Annotated in this window: 12 protein-coding genes; 3 read left to right on the forward strand and 9 right to left on the reverse strand. The window is 62.8% G+C overall.

Features of this window, described 5'->3' with window-relative positions; translation table 11 throughout:
• Positions 1-2: 2 nt before the first annotated feature.
• A complete protein-coding gene (locus tag IPK59_10015; GenBank protein MBK8159073.1) occupies positions 3-3,518 on the reverse strand; it encodes a S8 family serine peptidase in 3,516 nt (1,171 codons plus the stop codon).
• A gap of 107 nt (positions 3,519-3,625) precedes the next feature.
• On the reverse strand, positions 3,626-5,098 hold the full coding sequence (locus tag IPK59_10020; protein MBK8159074.1) for a PLP-dependent aminotransferase family protein: 1,473 nt from the start codon (positions 5,096-5,098) through the stop codon (positions 3,626-3,628).
• Positions 5,099-5,233: 135 nt separating this feature from the next.
• Here IPK59_10020 and IPK59_10025 point away from each other — a divergent pair, with 135 nt between their 5' ends.
• Entirely contained in the window at positions 5,234-6,346 is a 1,113-nt protein-coding gene (locus IPK59_10025; protein MBK8159075.1) for a mandelate racemase/muconate lactonizing enzyme family protein, read from the forward strand.
• Positions 6,347-6,357: 11 nt separating this feature from the next.
• Positions 6,358-7,971, forward strand: coding sequence for a GMC family oxidoreductase N-terminal domain-containing protein (locus IPK59_10030; GenBank protein ID MBK8159076.1), 1,614 nt, complete (start codon positions 6,358-6,360; stop codon positions 7,969-7,971).
• Positions 7,972-8,257: 286 nt separating this feature from the next.
• Here the strand turns inward: IPK59_10030 and IPK59_10035 are convergent, their stop codons facing one another.
• From IPK59_10035 to IPK59_10060, 6 genes are all read right to left on the reverse strand, one after another.
• A complete protein-coding gene (locus IPK59_10035; protein ID MBK8159077.1) occupies positions 8,258-9,073 on the reverse strand; it encodes a 3-methyl-2-oxobutanoate hydroxymethyltransferase in 816 nt (271 codons plus the stop codon).
• Positions 9,074-9,098: 25 nt separating this feature from the next.
• The gene (locus IPK59_10040) at positions 9,099-10,232 is read right to left on the reverse strand and encodes a Gfo/Idh/MocA family oxidoreductase (protein ID MBK8159078.1); all 1,134 of its coding nucleotides are present in this window, start codon (positions 10,230-10,232) and stop codon (positions 9,099-9,101) included.
• 1 nt (position 10,233) lies between these two features.
• On the reverse strand, positions 10,234-11,037 hold the full coding sequence (locus IPK59_10045) for a sugar ABC transporter ATP-binding protein (protein ID MBK8159079.1): 804 nt from the start codon (positions 11,035-11,037) through the stop codon (positions 10,234-10,236).
• Entirely contained in the window at positions 11,034-12,200 is a 1,167-nt protein-coding gene (locus IPK59_10050) for an ABC transporter permease (protein ID MBK8159080.1), read from the reverse strand. The genes IPK59_10045 and IPK59_10050 overlap by 4 nt, the downstream gene beginning before the upstream one ends.
• Before the next feature lie 19 nt (positions 12,201-12,219).
• On the reverse strand, positions 12,220-13,158 hold the full coding sequence (locus IPK59_10055) for a sugar ABC transporter substrate-binding protein (protein MBK8159081.1): 939 nt from the start codon (positions 13,156-13,158) through the stop codon (positions 12,220-12,222).
• Positions 13,159-13,294: 136 nt separating this feature from the next.
• Entirely contained in the window at positions 13,295-14,182 is an 888-nt protein-coding gene (locus tag IPK59_10060; protein MBK8159082.1) for a phytanoyl-CoA dioxygenase family protein, read from the reverse strand.
• Between the two features lie 305 nt (positions 14,183-14,487).
• Here IPK59_10060 and IPK59_10065 point away from each other — a divergent pair, with 305 nt between their 5' ends.
• A complete protein-coding gene (locus IPK59_10065; protein MBK8159083.1) occupies positions 14,488-15,537 on the forward strand; it encodes a MurR/RpiR family transcriptional regulator in 1,050 nt (349 codons plus the stop codon).
• Here the strand turns inward: IPK59_10065 and IPK59_10070 are convergent.
• The gene (locus IPK59_10070) at positions 15,534-16,628 is read right to left on the reverse strand and encodes a Gfo/Idh/MocA family oxidoreductase (GenBank protein ID MBK8159084.1); all 1,095 of its coding nucleotides are present in this window, start codon (positions 16,626-16,628) and stop codon (positions 15,534-15,536) included. The genes IPK59_10065 and IPK59_10070 overlap by 4 nt on opposite strands.
• Positions 16,629-16,826 lie beyond the last annotated feature (198 nt).

Consider the following 16,826-nt stretch of genomic DNA (forward strand, 5'->3'; position numbering starts at 1 on the left):
TGTCAGCCGTGGCGATGCATCATCGCGAACGGCTCCGCGCCGAAGGAATTTTCCGTGAAGTAGGTGCCTTGCAAGCCCTGCCGCGTAGCTACCTCGTAGAATTTCTGCTGGGCTGCTATGCGGGCACTGTGCGCCACGCGCTTGCGGATGACATAGCGTACGTCGCCTTTGTCGCGATCAAAGATGATGGTACAGCCGCCGCGATAGCGCTGCTCGGTCTTCTTGCAACGAAAGGATTGGGTGATTTCGATAACGGCGTAGTTGAGAATGTTCCCGTCCGGCCCGACCCGCTGCAGCGGGCGAACGGAATGCACCTCCACGGGCGAGAGCTTGCCGACGACATCACCCACGGTCATGACGACAGGTTTGTCATTCTGTATCAGCCCCAGATGCGCGATCAGTTCCTTGTTCTCCGGCCTGACGACCCACATATGGATATCCCTGGCGAGGGCGTTGGATTTGACATAGGCCTCGTAGCGATCGCTTTTCAGCGACCACTCACCTGAAAACGCCCTGACCACGCTTTGCAGGCTGCCATAGTCAAAGTCCGGCTTGTCCCAGGCCAGGGCGTCGATTGACAAATTGGTCACACCCGGTGGGTAGATGCCGCGCGCACGGAAAGCCTGCACAAAGGCTACCCGGTAGAGATGGCCGTCATCCGGCAACAGGTCGCGATCGGCCGTGACGAGCGCCCGAAGATACTCGCCGAACCGTAGGTCGACCGGTGGACAATAATCCAGAGCGCGGATGCAGATGTTGAGCACGCGCTCAGCGATACGCGCCGCCGCTTCTGCAAGTTCCTCGACCAGATCGTGCGGGAGATTGCCGGCCGGCATCACCCCGGTGCCACCACTCGCCAGGCGGAACAATCTTTCCGTATGATTGGTGTAGATCTTGATGAAAGCCTCGAACACCGCGGCCACCAGCACAGCGCCGCGATCATGGGGTTTCACCGCGGATTCGTAATCGGTCCGCTTGGCTTCCTCACCCACGGCGTCGCGCAAGGCCTTGCGATTGCCGATCGCCTGACCGAACTCCCGCGCCAGTTCGCCGAGCCCGCCGGCCATCGTCAACCTGCCCCCGGAGCGTGCGATCTGGTCGCGCAGCGCGTCGGGCAGCGTGAAGTGCTGGAACAAGGCGACGATGTCAGAGAACGCCTCATGGAAGGCCAGCATGTCGAGATTGGTCGCTTCCTTGTAGCGCGGGTGCAGTCCATCGAGGAGCGCATGGGAGGTTTCATGGGCGACGATGTCGTGGGAGAGGCAGGTGAACACCATGCCGCCCGGCAGATTGTCGCCGACATCCTCGGCCTGGGCGTTGAAATAGCCGAACAACAGCGCGCGCTTTTCCGGGCTGTAGAAGGCGTTCGCCTCGCGCAGGGCATGGGGGTAGATGCGCAGGCGCCGCACGAAGCGCGAGGCGGGATGCCGCCCTCCTTGGAAACGTTCCGCCCACAGCGCCACCCGGCCAAGCGCGCGTTCAAAATGCCCGATGGTCTTCATCGCCACGGCATAGACCATCTGCTGATGAAAAGCCGGATTGCCGATGCTGGGGGTCAATCCGTTCTCCACCAGGAGGGTCGGCTGATCGAGGTCGACCGGTCGATAGGCGGCACTGCTTGGCGGATCAACATCGACCACTTCGAGATAGTCGCCGACGGGGCCAGGCTGCAGGTTCGGTTCCCATTTAATCTGCAAGGTGGCTTCGTTGAGCCGAAACGTGTCGAGCCGCGTGCTGGCTGACGGGTCGAATGCGAAGACGCGCAACGGCCGCACGGCCGGCTGGTGCATTTTCGGTTGGCTCGCGGACACCGGCGGTGCGGCCGGCGGCTGGATGGGTGGCGCACCCGGCAATGGCGGGACGATGGTATGTTCGTGACTCTGTTGACTGATCCGTTCCTTCAGCGCCCGCGAAATTCCCGATTGGCTGGCAATGGCTTCGAGGATCTGCGCGCGCGGCACCTCGTCCCCGTCGTCGAGTTTCTCAAGCAGTTTCGCCACCTCGGCGCTGCGCTGGCTGATCTGCAGCGCCTCCAGTTCCAGCATCCGGTCGCGCACCGCCAGCGCCGGTTCCATGCCCAATCCGGTGAGGACACGAATGAGCGCGAAACTCGCCGAATCCTGCGGCTGCATCTTGAGCGACGCTTCGCTGGCCGCCGCCACCGCCAGCGCATCCTTGGCGCGCAGGAGACCACGACCGAAGCGGCGCATGCGGTCCTTGTCGGCAACGGTGCCGGCACTCTCGAACAAGGCGCGGCGGGTAGCTTCCACGCGCATCCAGGGTTTGGAATAGCCCTCCAGCGCCTGCCAGTTCTTCTGCATCCAGAGGGCGGCAGCGGCGGCGATCTGCGGCGTCGCCGACGAGGTGCCGTTGCCGTCCCAGTCGAGCAGCTTCGGGCAGCCGATCTTGGCCCAGGGGACATTGGGCGTATAGGCGGCAAGCGCCGTTGCCTCCTTGTCGCGCGGGCCATAGCAGCCGGCCATCTTGCGGATCGGTAGATCGGCCCAGGGCCTGCCATCCGCCATCACGCCGCAGGCCGCCACAACCCGGTTGAAACGGGCCGGATAGACGGTGAAGCGTGTGGGCAGATTGCCGAAATTGTTGCCGGCCGCGGTCACGACGAAGATGCCACGTTCATAGAGCGCGTTGACGGCATCGGTCCAGGCCGCCGAGGCGACCCCACCCATGCTCATGGTGATGACATGAACGCGCTTGCCCGGATCGCCCCAGAGGCTGTGTACATAGTCGAAAGCCTGGGCGATGGCGCTGTTGCGAAAAAGAATGACCGAATCCGCGACCCGGATCGGCACCACCTCGAACGCCGAGGCGGCGCCCAGATGTTGCTGGCTGTCATCGAACGGGCCGCCGGCCAGCAGAGCGAGGGTCGCGGTGCCGTGGCCGAAATTGGTGAGGACATTGTCGCGCGATCGGTCGGTCGCATCATTGGGTTTTCCGTCATCGACAAAGTTGCGCTGCAGGTCGGTGCGCAAATGCGTCGGCTTGGTTTTGTGATTCGGGTCGTAGCCGGTATCGACATGGGCTATGCGGATAGGCTTGCCGGCAGGTGGCGCGCCGATCGCCTGCTGGGCCGCGTCGAGCTGCCCATGAGTATTGTCGCGAAACCAGGTACTCGGTGTGGCCGTGGCATAGACATCGCCATCCTGGGGCTCCGGCTTTCCGCATTCGCCGGCAAGGCCCAGCATCTCGCGCCCCGGCTGCGACCATAGCCATTGCTGCTCCGCATCCGGTTCGGCGAAGGTCACCTTCGAGGCGCCGGCGATGCCGAGCCCGCCGCGCATCAGGTCGTGGCAGAGGTCCCAAGGATTACCGCCGCCGGCGCCGCAGGCGACATACCAGATGGGCTTGGCCACCGCGCCCAGCGCCTTGTCGGGCTGGTCGATGCTCTTGAAGAGCGGTGTCATCGTAAGGAGCGGCGCGTCGGACGCCGCCAGCTTTATCACTTTCCCGGACGCGCCGGGATCGGCTTTCACCAAGAGTCGAACAGGTTGGTCGGCCATAGCAACCCCCCAAACTCTTTGACATTCTTAACTGATAGGTTGAGGGATATATCACAATAACCGCAAAAGTGGAACCCGGATTGCGCCCCACCGCGCACCACGTCAGATCAGGGTGCCGCGCCGGCGATCGTTTCCGCCAGGATGTCGACGCCCTTGCGGATATCGCCGGTGCCGACCCCGCTGAATCCCAGGACCAGGCCTGTCTGGCCAATGGGTTCGATGCTGTAGCGCTGGAACGGAACGACCGTCACCTGACGGGCAAGCGCGCCGCCAACGATGTCCTTCTCCGAGTATCCAGGTGGGAGATGGCCGACCGTGTGGAGGCCGGTATTGGTCGCCACGACGGTCAGCAGCCCGTCCAGTTTGGCACGCGCGGCCTCCAGCAACGCATCGTGGCGTTCGGCATAGAGCTTGCGCATGCGGCGGATATGGGCGGCAAAATGGCCTTCATCCATGAAATCGGCGACCACCGCCTGTGGATTCGAGGGCACACCCGTCACAAAGGACCGGATCAGCTTGTCGAAAACCGTGACCAGGCCCTTGGGCACCAGCACGTAGCCAAGGCGCAGGGCCGGAAACAGGGTTTTGCTGAAGGTGCCGACATAGATAACGCGGTCGGCGGTATCGGTGCTCTTGAGCGTCGGCGGCGGCAGGCCGGCATAGCAGAACTCGCCATCGTAATCGTCCTCCACCACCCAGGCATCGGCGACTTCCGCAGCACTGAGCAAGGCGAGGCGCCGCCGCAGGCTCATGGTCGAGCCCAGTGGCTGCTGGTGTGAGGGCGTCACGAAGGCGAGGCGGAAGTCGCGGGCGCGGGCGAGGCCAGCCTCGACCATCAGCCCTTCGCCATCGACCGGCACGGGAATAAGCTCGGCACCGGCGGCGGCAAAGCAGTTGCGGGCGCCAATGGCTCCCGGGTTTTCGAACCAGATGCGGTCGCCGGGATCGAGCAGGATGCTGGCGATCAGCTGGAAGGCATGCTGGGCGCCATTGGTGATGAAGACTTCCTCGGGTTCGCAATCGATGGCGCGGTTGGCGCGGAGATGTGCTGCGATCGCACGGCGGAGCGGCATATAGCCCTGGGTATCTCCATAGCCCATGATGATGTCGCGGCGCGCGCGCCAATGCTTGGCCACATGGCGCGACCACAGGCCCATCGGGAAGGCGTCAAAGGCCGGCATCGCCGTGGTGAAGGCGCGCGCCTCATGGGTCAGCCGGTCGAGGATGATGGGGGCGCCCTGGGTCATACTGCGGGAGAGGCGCGGTGGGCGCGGCGGCGCCAGGGACGGGACCGCGACCTGCCGTTGCTCCATCACGCGGCTGACATAGGCGCCGGCGCCGGTCCGCGATTCAATGAGGCCCTCGGCCTGCAGGCGGGCCAAGGCCTCGATGACGGTGGTCCGCGAGACCTTGAGGTCGAGGGCGATCATCCTTGTGGCCGGCAGCCGGTCGCCGGCGCGGAGGCCACCGCCGAGGATGAGATCGCGCAGGGCCAGGCATAGCTGGGTGCTGAGCGGCTTGGGCGACTGGGGGTCGAGCTTGACCGAGAGCAGCAGGGCGCCGCCGGATTTCTTGACCATGTGACCTTCTGCTCGAAAGACCCGACCCCATCCCAAAATGGTCGGATCGATTGTCCATATTGGACCTTTCTTTCCGACCAATATGATCGTTTATTGCGGGGGCGTGAAGATGGCCCTTTGCCCGGATTGCATGACATGAAAATCAAATCGATCGAGACGTTTTCCAACCAGTATGTCGGTTTTGTACGGGTGACGGCCAGCGACGGGTCGCAAGGCTGGGGCCAGGTTTCGACCTATAACGCCGATATCACCAGCCTGATCGTGCACCGGCAGGTGGCGCCCTGGGCGCTTGGCCATGCGATCGAGAGCGGTGCCGACATCGCGCGCCTGGTCGACCTCATCCCGGAGAAGGAGCTGAAATTCCCGGGCTCCTATCTGTGCCGGGCGATCTGCGGCCTCGATACCGCCTTGTGGGATCTCCGCGGCAAAATCGAGGGCAAGAGTGTCTGCGAGCTGCTGGGCGGCAAGCCCGGACGGCTCCGTGCCTATGCCTCGTCGATGAAGCGCGACATCACGCCTGCCGACGAGGCCAAGCGCTTCCTGGGTTTACGCGACAAGCATGGGTTTGATGCCTTCAAATTCCGGGTCGGGGCCGAGTTCGGCCATGACATCGACGAATGGCCGGGCCGCACCGAGGAGATCGTCCCCACCATCCGCAAGGCGCTGGGCGACAAGGCGGAACTCCTGGTCGACGGCAATAGCGGCTTTTCACCCAAGCGTGCGATCGAAGTCGGCCACATGCTGCAGGACAATGGTGTCGTCCATTTCGAGGAGCCCTGCATCTATTGGGAACTGGAGCAGATCCGCGAGGTACGCGAGGCGCTCGATCTCGACGTCGCCGCGGGCGAGCAGGATTGCCTGATCCCGACCTGGCGCCACATGATCGAAATGAAGGCGGTCGACATCATCCAGCCGGATGTCTGCTATATCGGCGGCATGGTACGCGCCATGCGCGTGGCCGAGATGGGCGCCAAGGCCGGCCTGCCCTGCACGCCGCACGCCGCCAACTGGTCGCTGGTGACCCTGTTCACCATGCATATGCTCAGAGCCATTGAGCATCCCGGCAAATATCTGGAGTTCTCGATCGAGGGCGCCGATTACTATCCGTGGCAATACGGCCTGTTCCGCAATGATCCCTATGTCGTCAAGGACGGCATGGTGACGGTCCCTGATACGCCGGGCTGGGGCATCGAGATCGAGCCAAGCTGGCTAGACCGTGCGCATTACCAGATCAGCGAGATCGGCTGACGCCAAGCCATATGAGCGGCTTCGACTACATCATCGTCGGTGCCGGGTCGGCCGGCTGTGTACTGGCCAACCGATTGAGCGCAGACAGCCGCCACAAGGTGCTGCTGCTGGAAGCGGGCGGTGACGACCGGCGCTTCTGGATCACGACGCCGATCGGCTATGGCCGCTCCTTCTATGATCCCGCCGTCAACTGGATGTATGAGACCGAGCCGGATGCGGGCCTCGGCGGGCGTCGCAGCTATTGGCCGCGCGGCAAGGTTCTGGGCGGGTCGAGCTCGATCAATGCCATGGTCTATGTGCGCGGTCAGCGCACCGATTTCGACGATTGGGCGGCGGCCGGCAATCCCGGCTGGGGCTGGCAGGACGTGCTGCCCTATTTCCGCAAGATGGAAACGAACCTGTTGGGGGCGCGCGATCTCCATGGCAGCGACGGCCCGCTCAATGTGGTCGATATCTGGCGCGACCGGCATCCGATCTGCGACGATTACCTGGCCGCCTGCAACGCGCTGGGTGTCCCGACGGTCGATGACATCAACGGCGCAGAGGCCGAATGCGCCGGGCTCTATCACATCACGACCCGGAACGGCCGGCGTGAATCGAGTGCCACGGCTTATCTGCGGCCGGTCCTGGGTCGGCCGAACCTCACGGTCGTCACCCAGGCGCAGGCGACGCGCATCCTGATGGACAACCAGCGCGCCGTCGGCATCGCCTATCGCCGCAGCCGTGAGGAGGTGACCGCCATTTGCCGCGGCGAGGTGATCCTCAGCGCCGGCGCCATCAACTCGCCGCAATTGCTGCAACTTTCCGGCATCGGCCCTGGCAGCCTGCTGCAGCGCCACGGCATTCCGGTCGTGCATGACAGCCCGGCGGTCGGGCAGAATCTGCAGGACCATCTCTGCGTCGACTTCCTGTTCCGGGCGCGCCGCCCGACCTTGAACAACGAGCTCTACCCCCTCTTCGGCAAACTGCGCGCCGGGCTGCGCTATCTGGCCACCCGGCGCGGTCCGCTGGCACTCAGCCTCAACCAGGGTGGCGGATTCGTGCGCACGCGCACGAAATTCAAGCGGCCCAACATCCAGCTCTATTTCTCGCCGGTGAGTTACACCAAGGCGCTACCGCGCACCCGACCCTTGATGAACCCCGATCCGTTTCCCGGATTCCTGCTCGGCTACTCGGCCTGCCGGCCGGAGAGTCGCGGCAGCCTCGCCATCGCTAGCGCAGATCCGTTCGCGCCGCCCGTGATCCAGCCCAATTACCTCAGCGACCCGCGCGACATGACGGACATGGTCGAGGGGTGGCGTTATATCCGCAGGCTTGCAGCGACACCGGCGCTCTCGGCTGTGATCGAACGTGAAACGGCGCCGGGTGCGGCGTGCCAGAGCGAGGCTGCGATCATCGACGATATCCGCTCGCGGGCGGGATCGGTGTTCCATCCGGTCAGCACCTGCATGATGGGCCCGGACCCGGCCAGCGCCGTGGTCGATTCCGAATTGCGCGTCCATGGAATTGCCGGCCTGCGCGTCGTGGATGCCTCGGTCTTCCCCAGCGTGACCTCGGGCAATACCAATGCGCCCACCATCATGCTGGCGGAGAAGGCGGCGGACATCCTCCTGAATGCCACCTGACTGAGGTTATCATCCCCGGGGATCTGCGCCACGATCAATGCAGGGGGGCGGCACCGGGATGCTTCCCTTTCTGGAGCAGCATTTCGGTCGCCACGGATCTGTCCAGGCGGGTTTCGGGGATTTCCGTCATCGTGACCTCGGCCAAATCATGAATGCCGTCGCGGAGAGCATCTCTCCTCCCCAGACCGACCCTGGAGCGATATCGGGGATTCCATTTGGCGAACACGTCCGGGTTATGTCGACCTGACGGGCCTGTCTCTCAGGCCCGGTGCCGAAGGAGCGGCATTCAGGACGAGATGCCGGGCAGCTCTGGCCCCACTTCCGCCAGGAACATCTCAAGCTCTTCGGGCGCGATCTTGACCATGTGTTTCTGCGCCGGATAGGCCCCGGACCGGATATCGGCCACGTATTCCTTGAAAGCAGCGACACGCTCCTGTTGCAACCGGTCATACTCGGCCGCAAAGTTCCGGTAGGATTTGGCATGGCGCGGGTAATGCCCGCGATTGCTGCCCAGCACATCCTCGGCGAACAGATACTGCGCGTCGCATCCGTTTCCGGCACCCATCGAGATCATGAACATCGAAGTGTTTCGGGAAATGACGCGCGCCAGCTCGTCCGGGACGACTTCGATTTCCGACGCGAATGCCCCCGCCTGCTCCAGGGCCTTGGTCTGGCGCCACACCAGCAGGGCCGTTGCCACCGTCTTGCCCACGGCCTTGAACCCGCCCGTCCAGGTCGCCCGGGACGGGATCAGGCCAACATGGCCACAGACCGGTATGCCCTCGTCGCGCAGGCGCCGAATGATCGGCAGACTGGCCGCGCAATAGACCGCGTCAGCGCCGGCGGCCAGAGCCGTGAAGGCACCGCGGAGATATTCTTCTTCACTGATGTACTTTCCCGCATCGAGGCCTGGAATGGTGAAACAGGTTGGCACCGCGTCGCGAAAGGCGGGGGTGAGCAGGCTCGGCTCGACGGACAACAGATCCACGCCGGCAAGCTGCGCCGCTGCGGCCTCTTCAAGCGTGTTCACCTGTAGCATGCTGAGCTGCCGCACGCCCTTGATCGCCAGTAGATCGGCAACGGTCGGTCTGCGATCGGCCATCAACTCCTCCCGCCGCGGACATTCTTCAAACCAGCTTCACCCAACGCCTCTCCGCGGATGACTGAAGCACCGCGTCCAGCACCCGGCCGATCCGCGCCGCCTCGGCCAGATCCGGATAGGCCGGCCGGTCGCCGCCCACCAGCTGCATCACTTCATAGGCCTCGATGACCTTGTGATCGTTGAATCCCAGGCCATGGGCGGCACCAGGCACAAAATTTCCGTATGGTGGATGTGCCGGGCCGGCATAGACCGTGCGGAAGCCACGGCGGTCTTCCGGATCCCGATCCGAATAGATCCGGATTTCGTTCATCCTTTCGCCGTCGAACTGGATCGCACCGTGAGTGCCGACAATCTCGTAGGTGATGTCCATATGACTGCCGGTGGCGATCCGGCTGGTCTCGATGTGACCGGTTGCACCGTTGGCGAATTCGATCAGGAATTGCGTCTGATCATCATTGCCAACCTGACGTGTCTCCTTTGAACCGGGAGCGATGGGCCGCTTCTTGATGACCGTGGTCGCCTGCCCGGAGACCGCTGCTATCTCCCCCACCAGCAAGCGCGCGATGCTGATGATATGACTGCCGAGATCGCCGAGGGCACCGGCCTTGCCGGCAATCGCCGGGTCGCAGCGCCAGATAAAGGGATGCGATGGATCGGCCATGTAATCTTCGTTGTGAGCGCCCCGGAAATGGACGATCTCGCCAATGGCGCCTTCAGCGATCAACTTTTTGGCGAGCCCCACCAGCGGATTGCGCAAATAGCTGTAGCCGACCAGGGACTTGACCCCCGCCTTGCCGGCCGCCGCAGCGATTTCCGCTGCCTCGTCGCCGTTCAGCGCCACCGGCTTTTCACAATAGATATGCTTGCCGGCCCCAATTGCTGCCAGTGCGATCTCGCGGTGCAGGTTGCTGGGGACGCAGATATCGACAATATCGACAGCGGGATCGCTGACCAATGTCCGCCAGTCCGCGGTGTGACGGCGGAAGCCAAAACGATCCGCCGCCGCCTTGGCGAGTTCCGGCGTCAGCTCCGCCACGATTTCGAAATCCGGAAACGCTGCCGCCTCGGGAAAGACCGACAACATCGTGCGATAGCCATAGACATGGCAGCGAGCGATGAAGCCGCTGCCGATCAGGCCGATACGGAGTTTCTTTGACATCTCAGGACGCTCCCTGCCCGGCTTCGTCCCGGATCGTACGCAATTCGGTTTCCAGATCGACCAGTTCCTTGCCCCCGGCCATCATTTCAAGGACTCGCTCGCGCGATATCTCCGATTGACGGAATGTTCCGACGCAACGACCGCGGTTCAGCAATGTCAAGACGTCAGCCACGGGATAGGCATGATGGACGTTATGGGTGATGAAAATCACGCCCAGGCCACGGGCGCGGGCGCGGGCGATCAGCCGCAGGACGACGGACGCCTGATGCACGCCCAGGGCTGAGGTCGGCTCGTCGAGGATCAGCACCTTGGCACCGAAGAACACCGCGCGGGAAATCGCCAGGGATTGGCGTTCGCCGCCGGAGAGAGTCCCCACGGGCTGGCTGGGGTCGCGAATGTCGATGCCCATCTTGGACATTTCCGCACGCGCCGTCCGGTTCATGAAATCCCAGTCGAGGCGATTGAACAGGCCGTGCCCCCGGGTCGGTTCGCGCCCCATGAAAAAGTTGCGCGCGACACTCATCAGCGGGACGGTGGCAAGATCCTGGTAGACGGTCGCGATGCCGCGATCGAGAGCCTCCCGCGGCGAATGGAGAACTACCTCTTCTCCCTCGATCAGGATCCGTCCTTCAGTCGGCCGGTGCACGCCGGAGAGCGTCTTGATCAGGGTCGATTTGCCGGCGCCATTGTCGCCAAGCAGGCAGAGTACCTCGCCGGCATTGACAGCGATCGAGACGTCTTTCAACGCGATGACCGTTCCGTAGAACTTGCTGACATTCTGCAATTCGATCAGAGGAGACGTCATCGACGTGCCTCCGACGCCTTGTGGCGGATGTAGTTGTTGAACAGAACTGCCACCAGCAGCATCACGCCCATGAAGGCCTTGAACCAATCGGTGTCGATTCCGGTATAGAAAATGCCCATTTGCACCAGACCGAAGATGAGAGCACCAAACATCGCGCCCACCGCCGAGCCGTAGCCGCCCGTGAGCAATGTGCCGCCAATGACCACGGCGATGATCGCCTCGAATTCCTTTTGCAATCCGCGCGAAGTGTCCGCCGACCCCACGGTGAGGACCTGGATCGCTGCGAACAGGGTTGCAGCACAGGCGGTCATGATGAACAGCCGGATCTTGACCCGCGCCACCGGCACACCCACGTTCCGCGCTGCGTTGGCATCGCCGCCGACAGCAAAGATCCAGTTGCCGAACCTGGTGCGCAGCAGGACCCAGGTGGCCAGGGCCGATAGGGCGAGCCACCACAGGATTGAGACCGGGATGCCCTGTACTTCCGGCAGTCCGTCCGGCCGCAGCGGAATGAGCCCGATCCCAGCCAGCCAGAGCAGGAAATCGCCACCGAATTGCCCACCGAAGATCGGTGCCAGCCAATCACCAGCCGCAAGTTCCTTGATGCCCGGGATCTGGGTCCGGCCCGTGATCAGCCGCGTCATGCCCAAGGCGACGCCGCGCAGGACAAAGAGCGTTGCCAGGGTCACGATGAAGGACGGCAAGGCCGTCCGCACCACCAGCCAGCCGTTGAAGAAGCCGACAACGATCGCGGCGCCGAAGGCGGTCAATATGCATAGCCAGATCGGCCAGCCATATTGCGTCGAGAGGATGGCGATGATGACGCCGGCAAAGGCGACCATCGATCCGAGCGACAGGTCGAACTCGCCGCCAATCATCAGCAGGGCGACGGCGACAGCCAGAATTCCCAATTGGGCGGAGACTTCGAGGAAGTTCACCACGCCGCGCGGGCTGAACAGGCCGCTGTCACCGGCGAAGATCAGGAAGAACAGGACGACGAGGACCGTCCCAGCAGCGGCACCGAGTTCCGGTCGACGCAATGCCTGGCTGAATGGACTGATCTCGCGGAGGCGTTCGTCTACCACGGAAATTGTTCCCTCATGCTGGTTGAGTGGATGATCTGGTGCCGTCCCGATGGGAGCTGGCAAGCCGCCAGCTCCCATGGAGATTACGGCGTAGATGTCAGCGAACGCCCTGCTTGGCGAGATCGATGACGGTTGATGCTTCAGCCTTGCCGACGAAGCCCGGACCCGTCGGGAAATCAGCAATCGGCACCAACTTGTACCGCTTCATCAGATCGAAGGCCATGACCGGGAAGTAGCCCATCAGATACTGCTGGGCATCAATGCCCCATTCCATCTTGCCGTCGGCGACCGCCTGCAGGATGGTGGGTGACAGATCGAACGTGCCGGTTTTCAGCTTGCCGCTGAGACCGGCCTCTTCGATCGCGGCCAGGGCAGGATCGGCACCGGCCGACCCGACCGTCAGCACGAAGTCGGTGTCGGGATGACTGGTCAGATGGGCTGCAATGCGCCCCTTCATCTCGGTCGGATCCATCACACCCTGCAGCACCGGCACGTCGATCCCCAGGCCGTCCTTGAAGCCACGGCAACGGTCATCGAGACTGACATTGCCGACCTCGTGGTTGACACAGACGCCATGCTGGACGCCAAGCGCCTTGGCACGTGCGCCGGCGGCGACGCCGGCGTCATATTCCGACTGGCCCATGAACAGCAGCGCGCCGAGTTTCTTGGAAAGCGCCGATCCACCCGAATCGATGACAATCACCGGAATACCCGATTTGACCGCAGTCTCGACGGAAGCCGAGAGCGCATTTTCATCGGGAATGGACACGACCAGTCCATCCGGCTTGGAGGCAATCGCCGCATCCAGCAGCTTCTGCATGGCCGGCATGTCGAAGGTTTCCGGGGCAAGGTATTCTGCCTTGACACCCATCGTCTTGGCGGCGTCGTCCATACCCTTCTTGACGACCGACCAATATTGATCCGCCGCCTGGCCATGGGTCACGAAGACGACCCGGGTCTCGTCGGCATTCGCAACTGCCGGCAGCGACAGCATCAGGGCTGTGACGCCGATGGCAATCTTGCTCATGAAGCTCATGTCATTCTCCCATCTAAAGTTGCCGTCGAAGGACGGGTTCCCGCACATCCGGTTTCTTGGTTCAAGCACGGACCGAGATCGCGAATGACCGGCAATTCGCGATTTCGGTTGATCATCATCTGCCACCGTGGCGACATCAGTAGCTCGTCTCGCGCAGATAGGGTTCCAGGACTTCGGTGGTGCCTTTCCAGGCATAGGGGTCCTTGCCCCGCACCATGAAAATGTCGCGCATGTCGTCGCAAGGGGGCATCCGCCCTTCGTCATTCCACGGCAGCAGCGATTCCCCGCTCATGACATGAAACACCAGGGCGCGGCGAAAATTGTCCGCTGTCGTATTGGGTAGCGACTGATGCAGCAGATAGCCGTTAAACAAGACGACGCCACCGGCAGCGACAGGTACCGGTCGCGCCATCTTGTCACCACCCGGGAAGCCATATGCGACGGGGCTGCCATCGAACCTGGCATCCGCGAGCGGACGCGTCGGATAGATCACCCCGGAAGTGTGGGATTTCGGAATGACCCACAGGCAACCCTTCGCAACGGTCGCGTCATCGAGCGCGACCCAGACACCGCCCCGCGAGCGGCAGCGGGTGGGAATGAAAAATTCGTCCTGATGCCATGGCTGACCGGGCTTGCCAGGTCCTTTGACGAACAGCATGGATTGCATGCATTTGACAGTCGGCCCGATGGCCGCGCCCAGCAGATCGACGATATCCGGATGCATCACAGCCTTGCGCATCAGGCGCGAAAGCTTGTGCGGGTGATGAATGCAAAGGAAGCGACGGATGACGGAATCGTCCGGCTCCCGCTGCAGATCCTTGGATGCACCTCGGACAGCGCCTCTTTCGCCCCGGCATATCGACGCGGTCTCGGCTCGCAGCTTGCGGATCTGGCTGGCGGAGAACACCTGCGGCAGCACGACGAAACCATCGCGGCGATAGCGCGCACCAGCCCTGGCCGACCCGATCCCGGGTCCACGCAGCGCGGCCGGTCGAGCGTTATGCCTGACCGGACTGTCAGCCATCACGATTACCGATGCAGATCGAGTGCGACACCTGTTGCTGCTCCCTGTATCCGACCTGGTGGCCGCGTTGACAAACTCTGTCGCCCGCGGGTCCCGTATTCTATTTTTTTTTGATTATAGAACAAATATCCCGTCTGGCAACGGGAAATGAAACAACCCTCGTTCCTGGTGTGACTGCATGAGCCGCGGCGCGGATAGATGTCGCCAGGTGGGACTGCACGGCTGCGGGTGCTGCAAGATGTGCCGAGAATAGGCGCTTTCCTGCGATTCTTCCGACAGATGCTCATGGCACATAGCTGGGGCACATGCCGAAATCCAGGGCGGCTCTGTTGCCGTCGAGCGAAGACAAATTCTGTAGACTGGACGGTCCGGAACTTTTCTTCCATTATGATTGCCTCGTCCTTGTGCCATTTTCCCGGCGCGTTTCGGCCTTGATTTGGGATGACGGGCGCGGCATCAACCACGCCGCACAGCCTGGGAGTGATAGGGTGGAACGGACTTACGAGTCGCTGAAGCAGCAAATCGCCGAACGGCATGATCAATTGCCCAAGCGGCTGCGCCAGATCGCTGAATTCACGATGGAAATGCCCGATTTCGTGGCGCTGGAAACCGTCGCCAATATCGCCGGTCGCGCCAAGGTGCAGCCATCGAGCCTGATCCGCTTTGCAAAATTGTTCGGCTTCGACGGTTTCAGCGACATGCAGCAGGTGTTCCGCTCGCGCCTGATCGACCGCGTGGTGAGCTATGGTGAACGTATCCGCGCGGCGGAAACCGACGACACGCACCATCAATCGCCCAAGGGCGTGCTCGAACAACTCATTGACGCGGATTCCGCCTCGCTCGAACGCCTGCGGCGGGACATTCCGTCAGTCGACCTCGACCGCGTCGCGGATCTGCTGGCAACGGCCCGCATCATCGGAGTGACCGCGCAGAGGCGGTCCTTTCCGGTCGCTGCCTATCTCTCCTATGCCCTGAGTCATCTCGGTCAGCGCGCCGTCCTTCTCGACAGTATCGGCGGCATGAGCGGCGAGCAGGCGCGCCTGCTCTCGGCCGAGGACGCGCTCATTGCCGTCAGCTTCTCGCCCTATGCACCGGAGACATTGTCGGTGGTGGCGCAAGCCAAGGCGCAGGGCGCGCGCATCATTGCCATTACCGATAAGGGGCTGAGCCCGCTGGTCTCGCTGGCCGATATCCGCTTTGAAGTCGAGGAAGCGCAGATCAAGGGTATTCGTTCCCTGACCGCCACGACTTGCCTTGCCGTGGCCCTTGTCCTGGCGCTCGGGCACCGGCTTGAGGCCGCGGTCGGTCGTGGCGGCGAAACCGCCCGCAAGGTCGCCAAACAGCGCCGCCGCTAGGAATTCGCCACCAGGCGCCCCATCTCGGCAATCAGCACCATGTCACGGCGCGCATCGGCAATGCCGGTGCGCACTGGCGAACCATTCATGATGGCTGCCCAAAAGCCCACCAGTTCCGCCAGATAAGGTTCCTCATAGCCGTCGCGGATCTCCGATTGTTCGTAGCGGTGCCCCTTCGAGTGCCTCAGCAAGAGGCGGGTGGGCTGATGGTTGAGATAGGGGGCCGGGAAAACCAGCTCGACGATGCGGTCGTCAAAGTGAAGCGCCACTCTTTCGCGATAGTCAGCAAGCTGTGGGACGGCGAGATGCGTCATCTGCCACAGGGCCTGGGCGCCATTGACGTGCAGCGTGGCGCTGGCCCCTTCGGCCCCGGCAAAGACCTGCGCCGCCGCGACCTCGACCTTGGCAAGTCCCATATGATCGAGCAGGCCATGGACCAGATTGACGTCGTGGACGAGGCTCGAGCAGAAGGCGCCGGTATAGGCGCGATAGGGCGCGCCTGATATCGATCGGCCCAGTGCCGCCGTCACCTGGCGCTGGGTTTCGGCGCGCCCGGCTGCGATCAGATCCGGCGCCACGTCGTCGCTGGCCTGGTAGCGATGATGGCCCATCTGGTAGATGTCGGCAGGTTCGGTCTTCTCGACCGAGATATAGCGCAATCGTTCACCCAGTCCGGCGACCAGCTCCAACGCGGCCACATAACTGGCATCGAAGCGCTTCATATAGGCCACCTGCACGATCCTGCCGGTTTCGGCCTGAAGCGCGCTCAAGCGATCCGCATCCGCCGGGTCGTAGCAAAGCGGCTTTTCGACCAGAACATGAAGACCTGCCGCCAGTGCCTTCTCCACCCCGCCGACATGACAGAAATCCGGCGCCGCAATCAGCAGCGCATCAAGTTTGCGGCCGAGCAGATCATCGAGCGACGGGTCGGTCGCGAGGTTGAAGCGGTCGGCCATGAAGGCGCGTGCCTTGGCCGATGGATCGGCCACAGCCACAAGGTCGAACTGCTCCCGCAGATGCAACAGGTTCGGTACATGCTCGACCTGAGCGACCATGCCGGCACCAAAAACACCGATCCGCAAGCGCGCCATAAGCCATCACCCTCCGATTGTCGAAAAAACACGATTCACGATTATTCTTGAAATTTAGAAAATTCATTCCATTATGCTCAATAGAACAGAACTTACAATCGCGAATCATGCCTCGCCTTGATAAACGCGACGCGCTGCCCGGGAGAGCACTGGAACGATGAGCCGACAGCATCATGCATCACGAGCCGCGGCAACGCT

The organism is Rhodospirillaceae bacterium (assembly GCA_016712715.1).
GTDB lineage: Bacteria > Pseudomonadota > Alphaproteobacteria > Dongiales > Dongiaceae > Dongia.

Coding starts and splice junctions, on each gene's coding strand:
- IPK59_10030 (MBK8159076.1), top strand. CDS start 6,358: ATGAGCGGCTTCGACTACATCATCGTCGGTGCCGGGTCGGCCGGCTGT.
- IPK59_10060 (MBK8159082.1), bottom strand. CDS start 14,182: ATGGCTGACAGTCCGGTCAGGCATAACGCTCGACCGGCCGCGCTGCGT.
- IPK59_10015 (MBK8159073.1), bottom strand. CDS start 3,518: ATGGCCGACCAACCTGTTCGACTCTTGGTGAAAGCCGATCCCGGCGCG.
- IPK59_10025 (MBK8159075.1), top strand. CDS start 5,234: ATGAAAATCAAATCGATCGAGACGTTTTCCAACCAGTATGTCGGTTTT.
- IPK59_10045 (MBK8159079.1), bottom strand. CDS start 11,037: ATGACGTCTCCTCTGATCGAATTGCAGAATGTCAGCAAGTTCTACGGA.
- IPK59_10040 (MBK8159078.1), bottom strand. CDS start 10,232: ATGTCAAAGAAACTCCGTATCGGCCTGATCGGCAGCGGCTTCATCGCT.
- IPK59_10035 (MBK8159077.1), bottom strand. CDS start 9,073: ATGGCCGATCGCAGACCGACCGTTGCCGATCTACTGGCGATCAAGGGC.
- IPK59_10050 (MBK8159080.1), bottom strand. CDS start 12,200: ATGGGAGCTGGCGGCTTGCCAGCTCCCATCGGGACGGCACCAGATCAT.
- IPK59_10055 (MBK8159081.1), bottom strand. CDS start 13,158: ATGAGCTTCATGAGCAAGATTGCCATCGGCGTCACAGCCCTGATGCTG.
- IPK59_10065 (MBK8159083.1), top strand. CDS start 14,488: ATGCCGAAATCCAGGGCGGCTCTGTTGCCGTCGAGCGAAGACAAATTC.
- IPK59_10020 (MBK8159074.1), bottom strand. CDS start 5,098: ATGGTCAAGAAATCCGGCGGCGCCCTGCTGCTCTCGGTCAAGCTCGAC.
- IPK59_10070 (MBK8159084.1), bottom strand. CDS start 16,628: ATGGCGCGCTTGCGGATCGGTGTTTTTGGTGCCGGCATGGTCGCTCAG.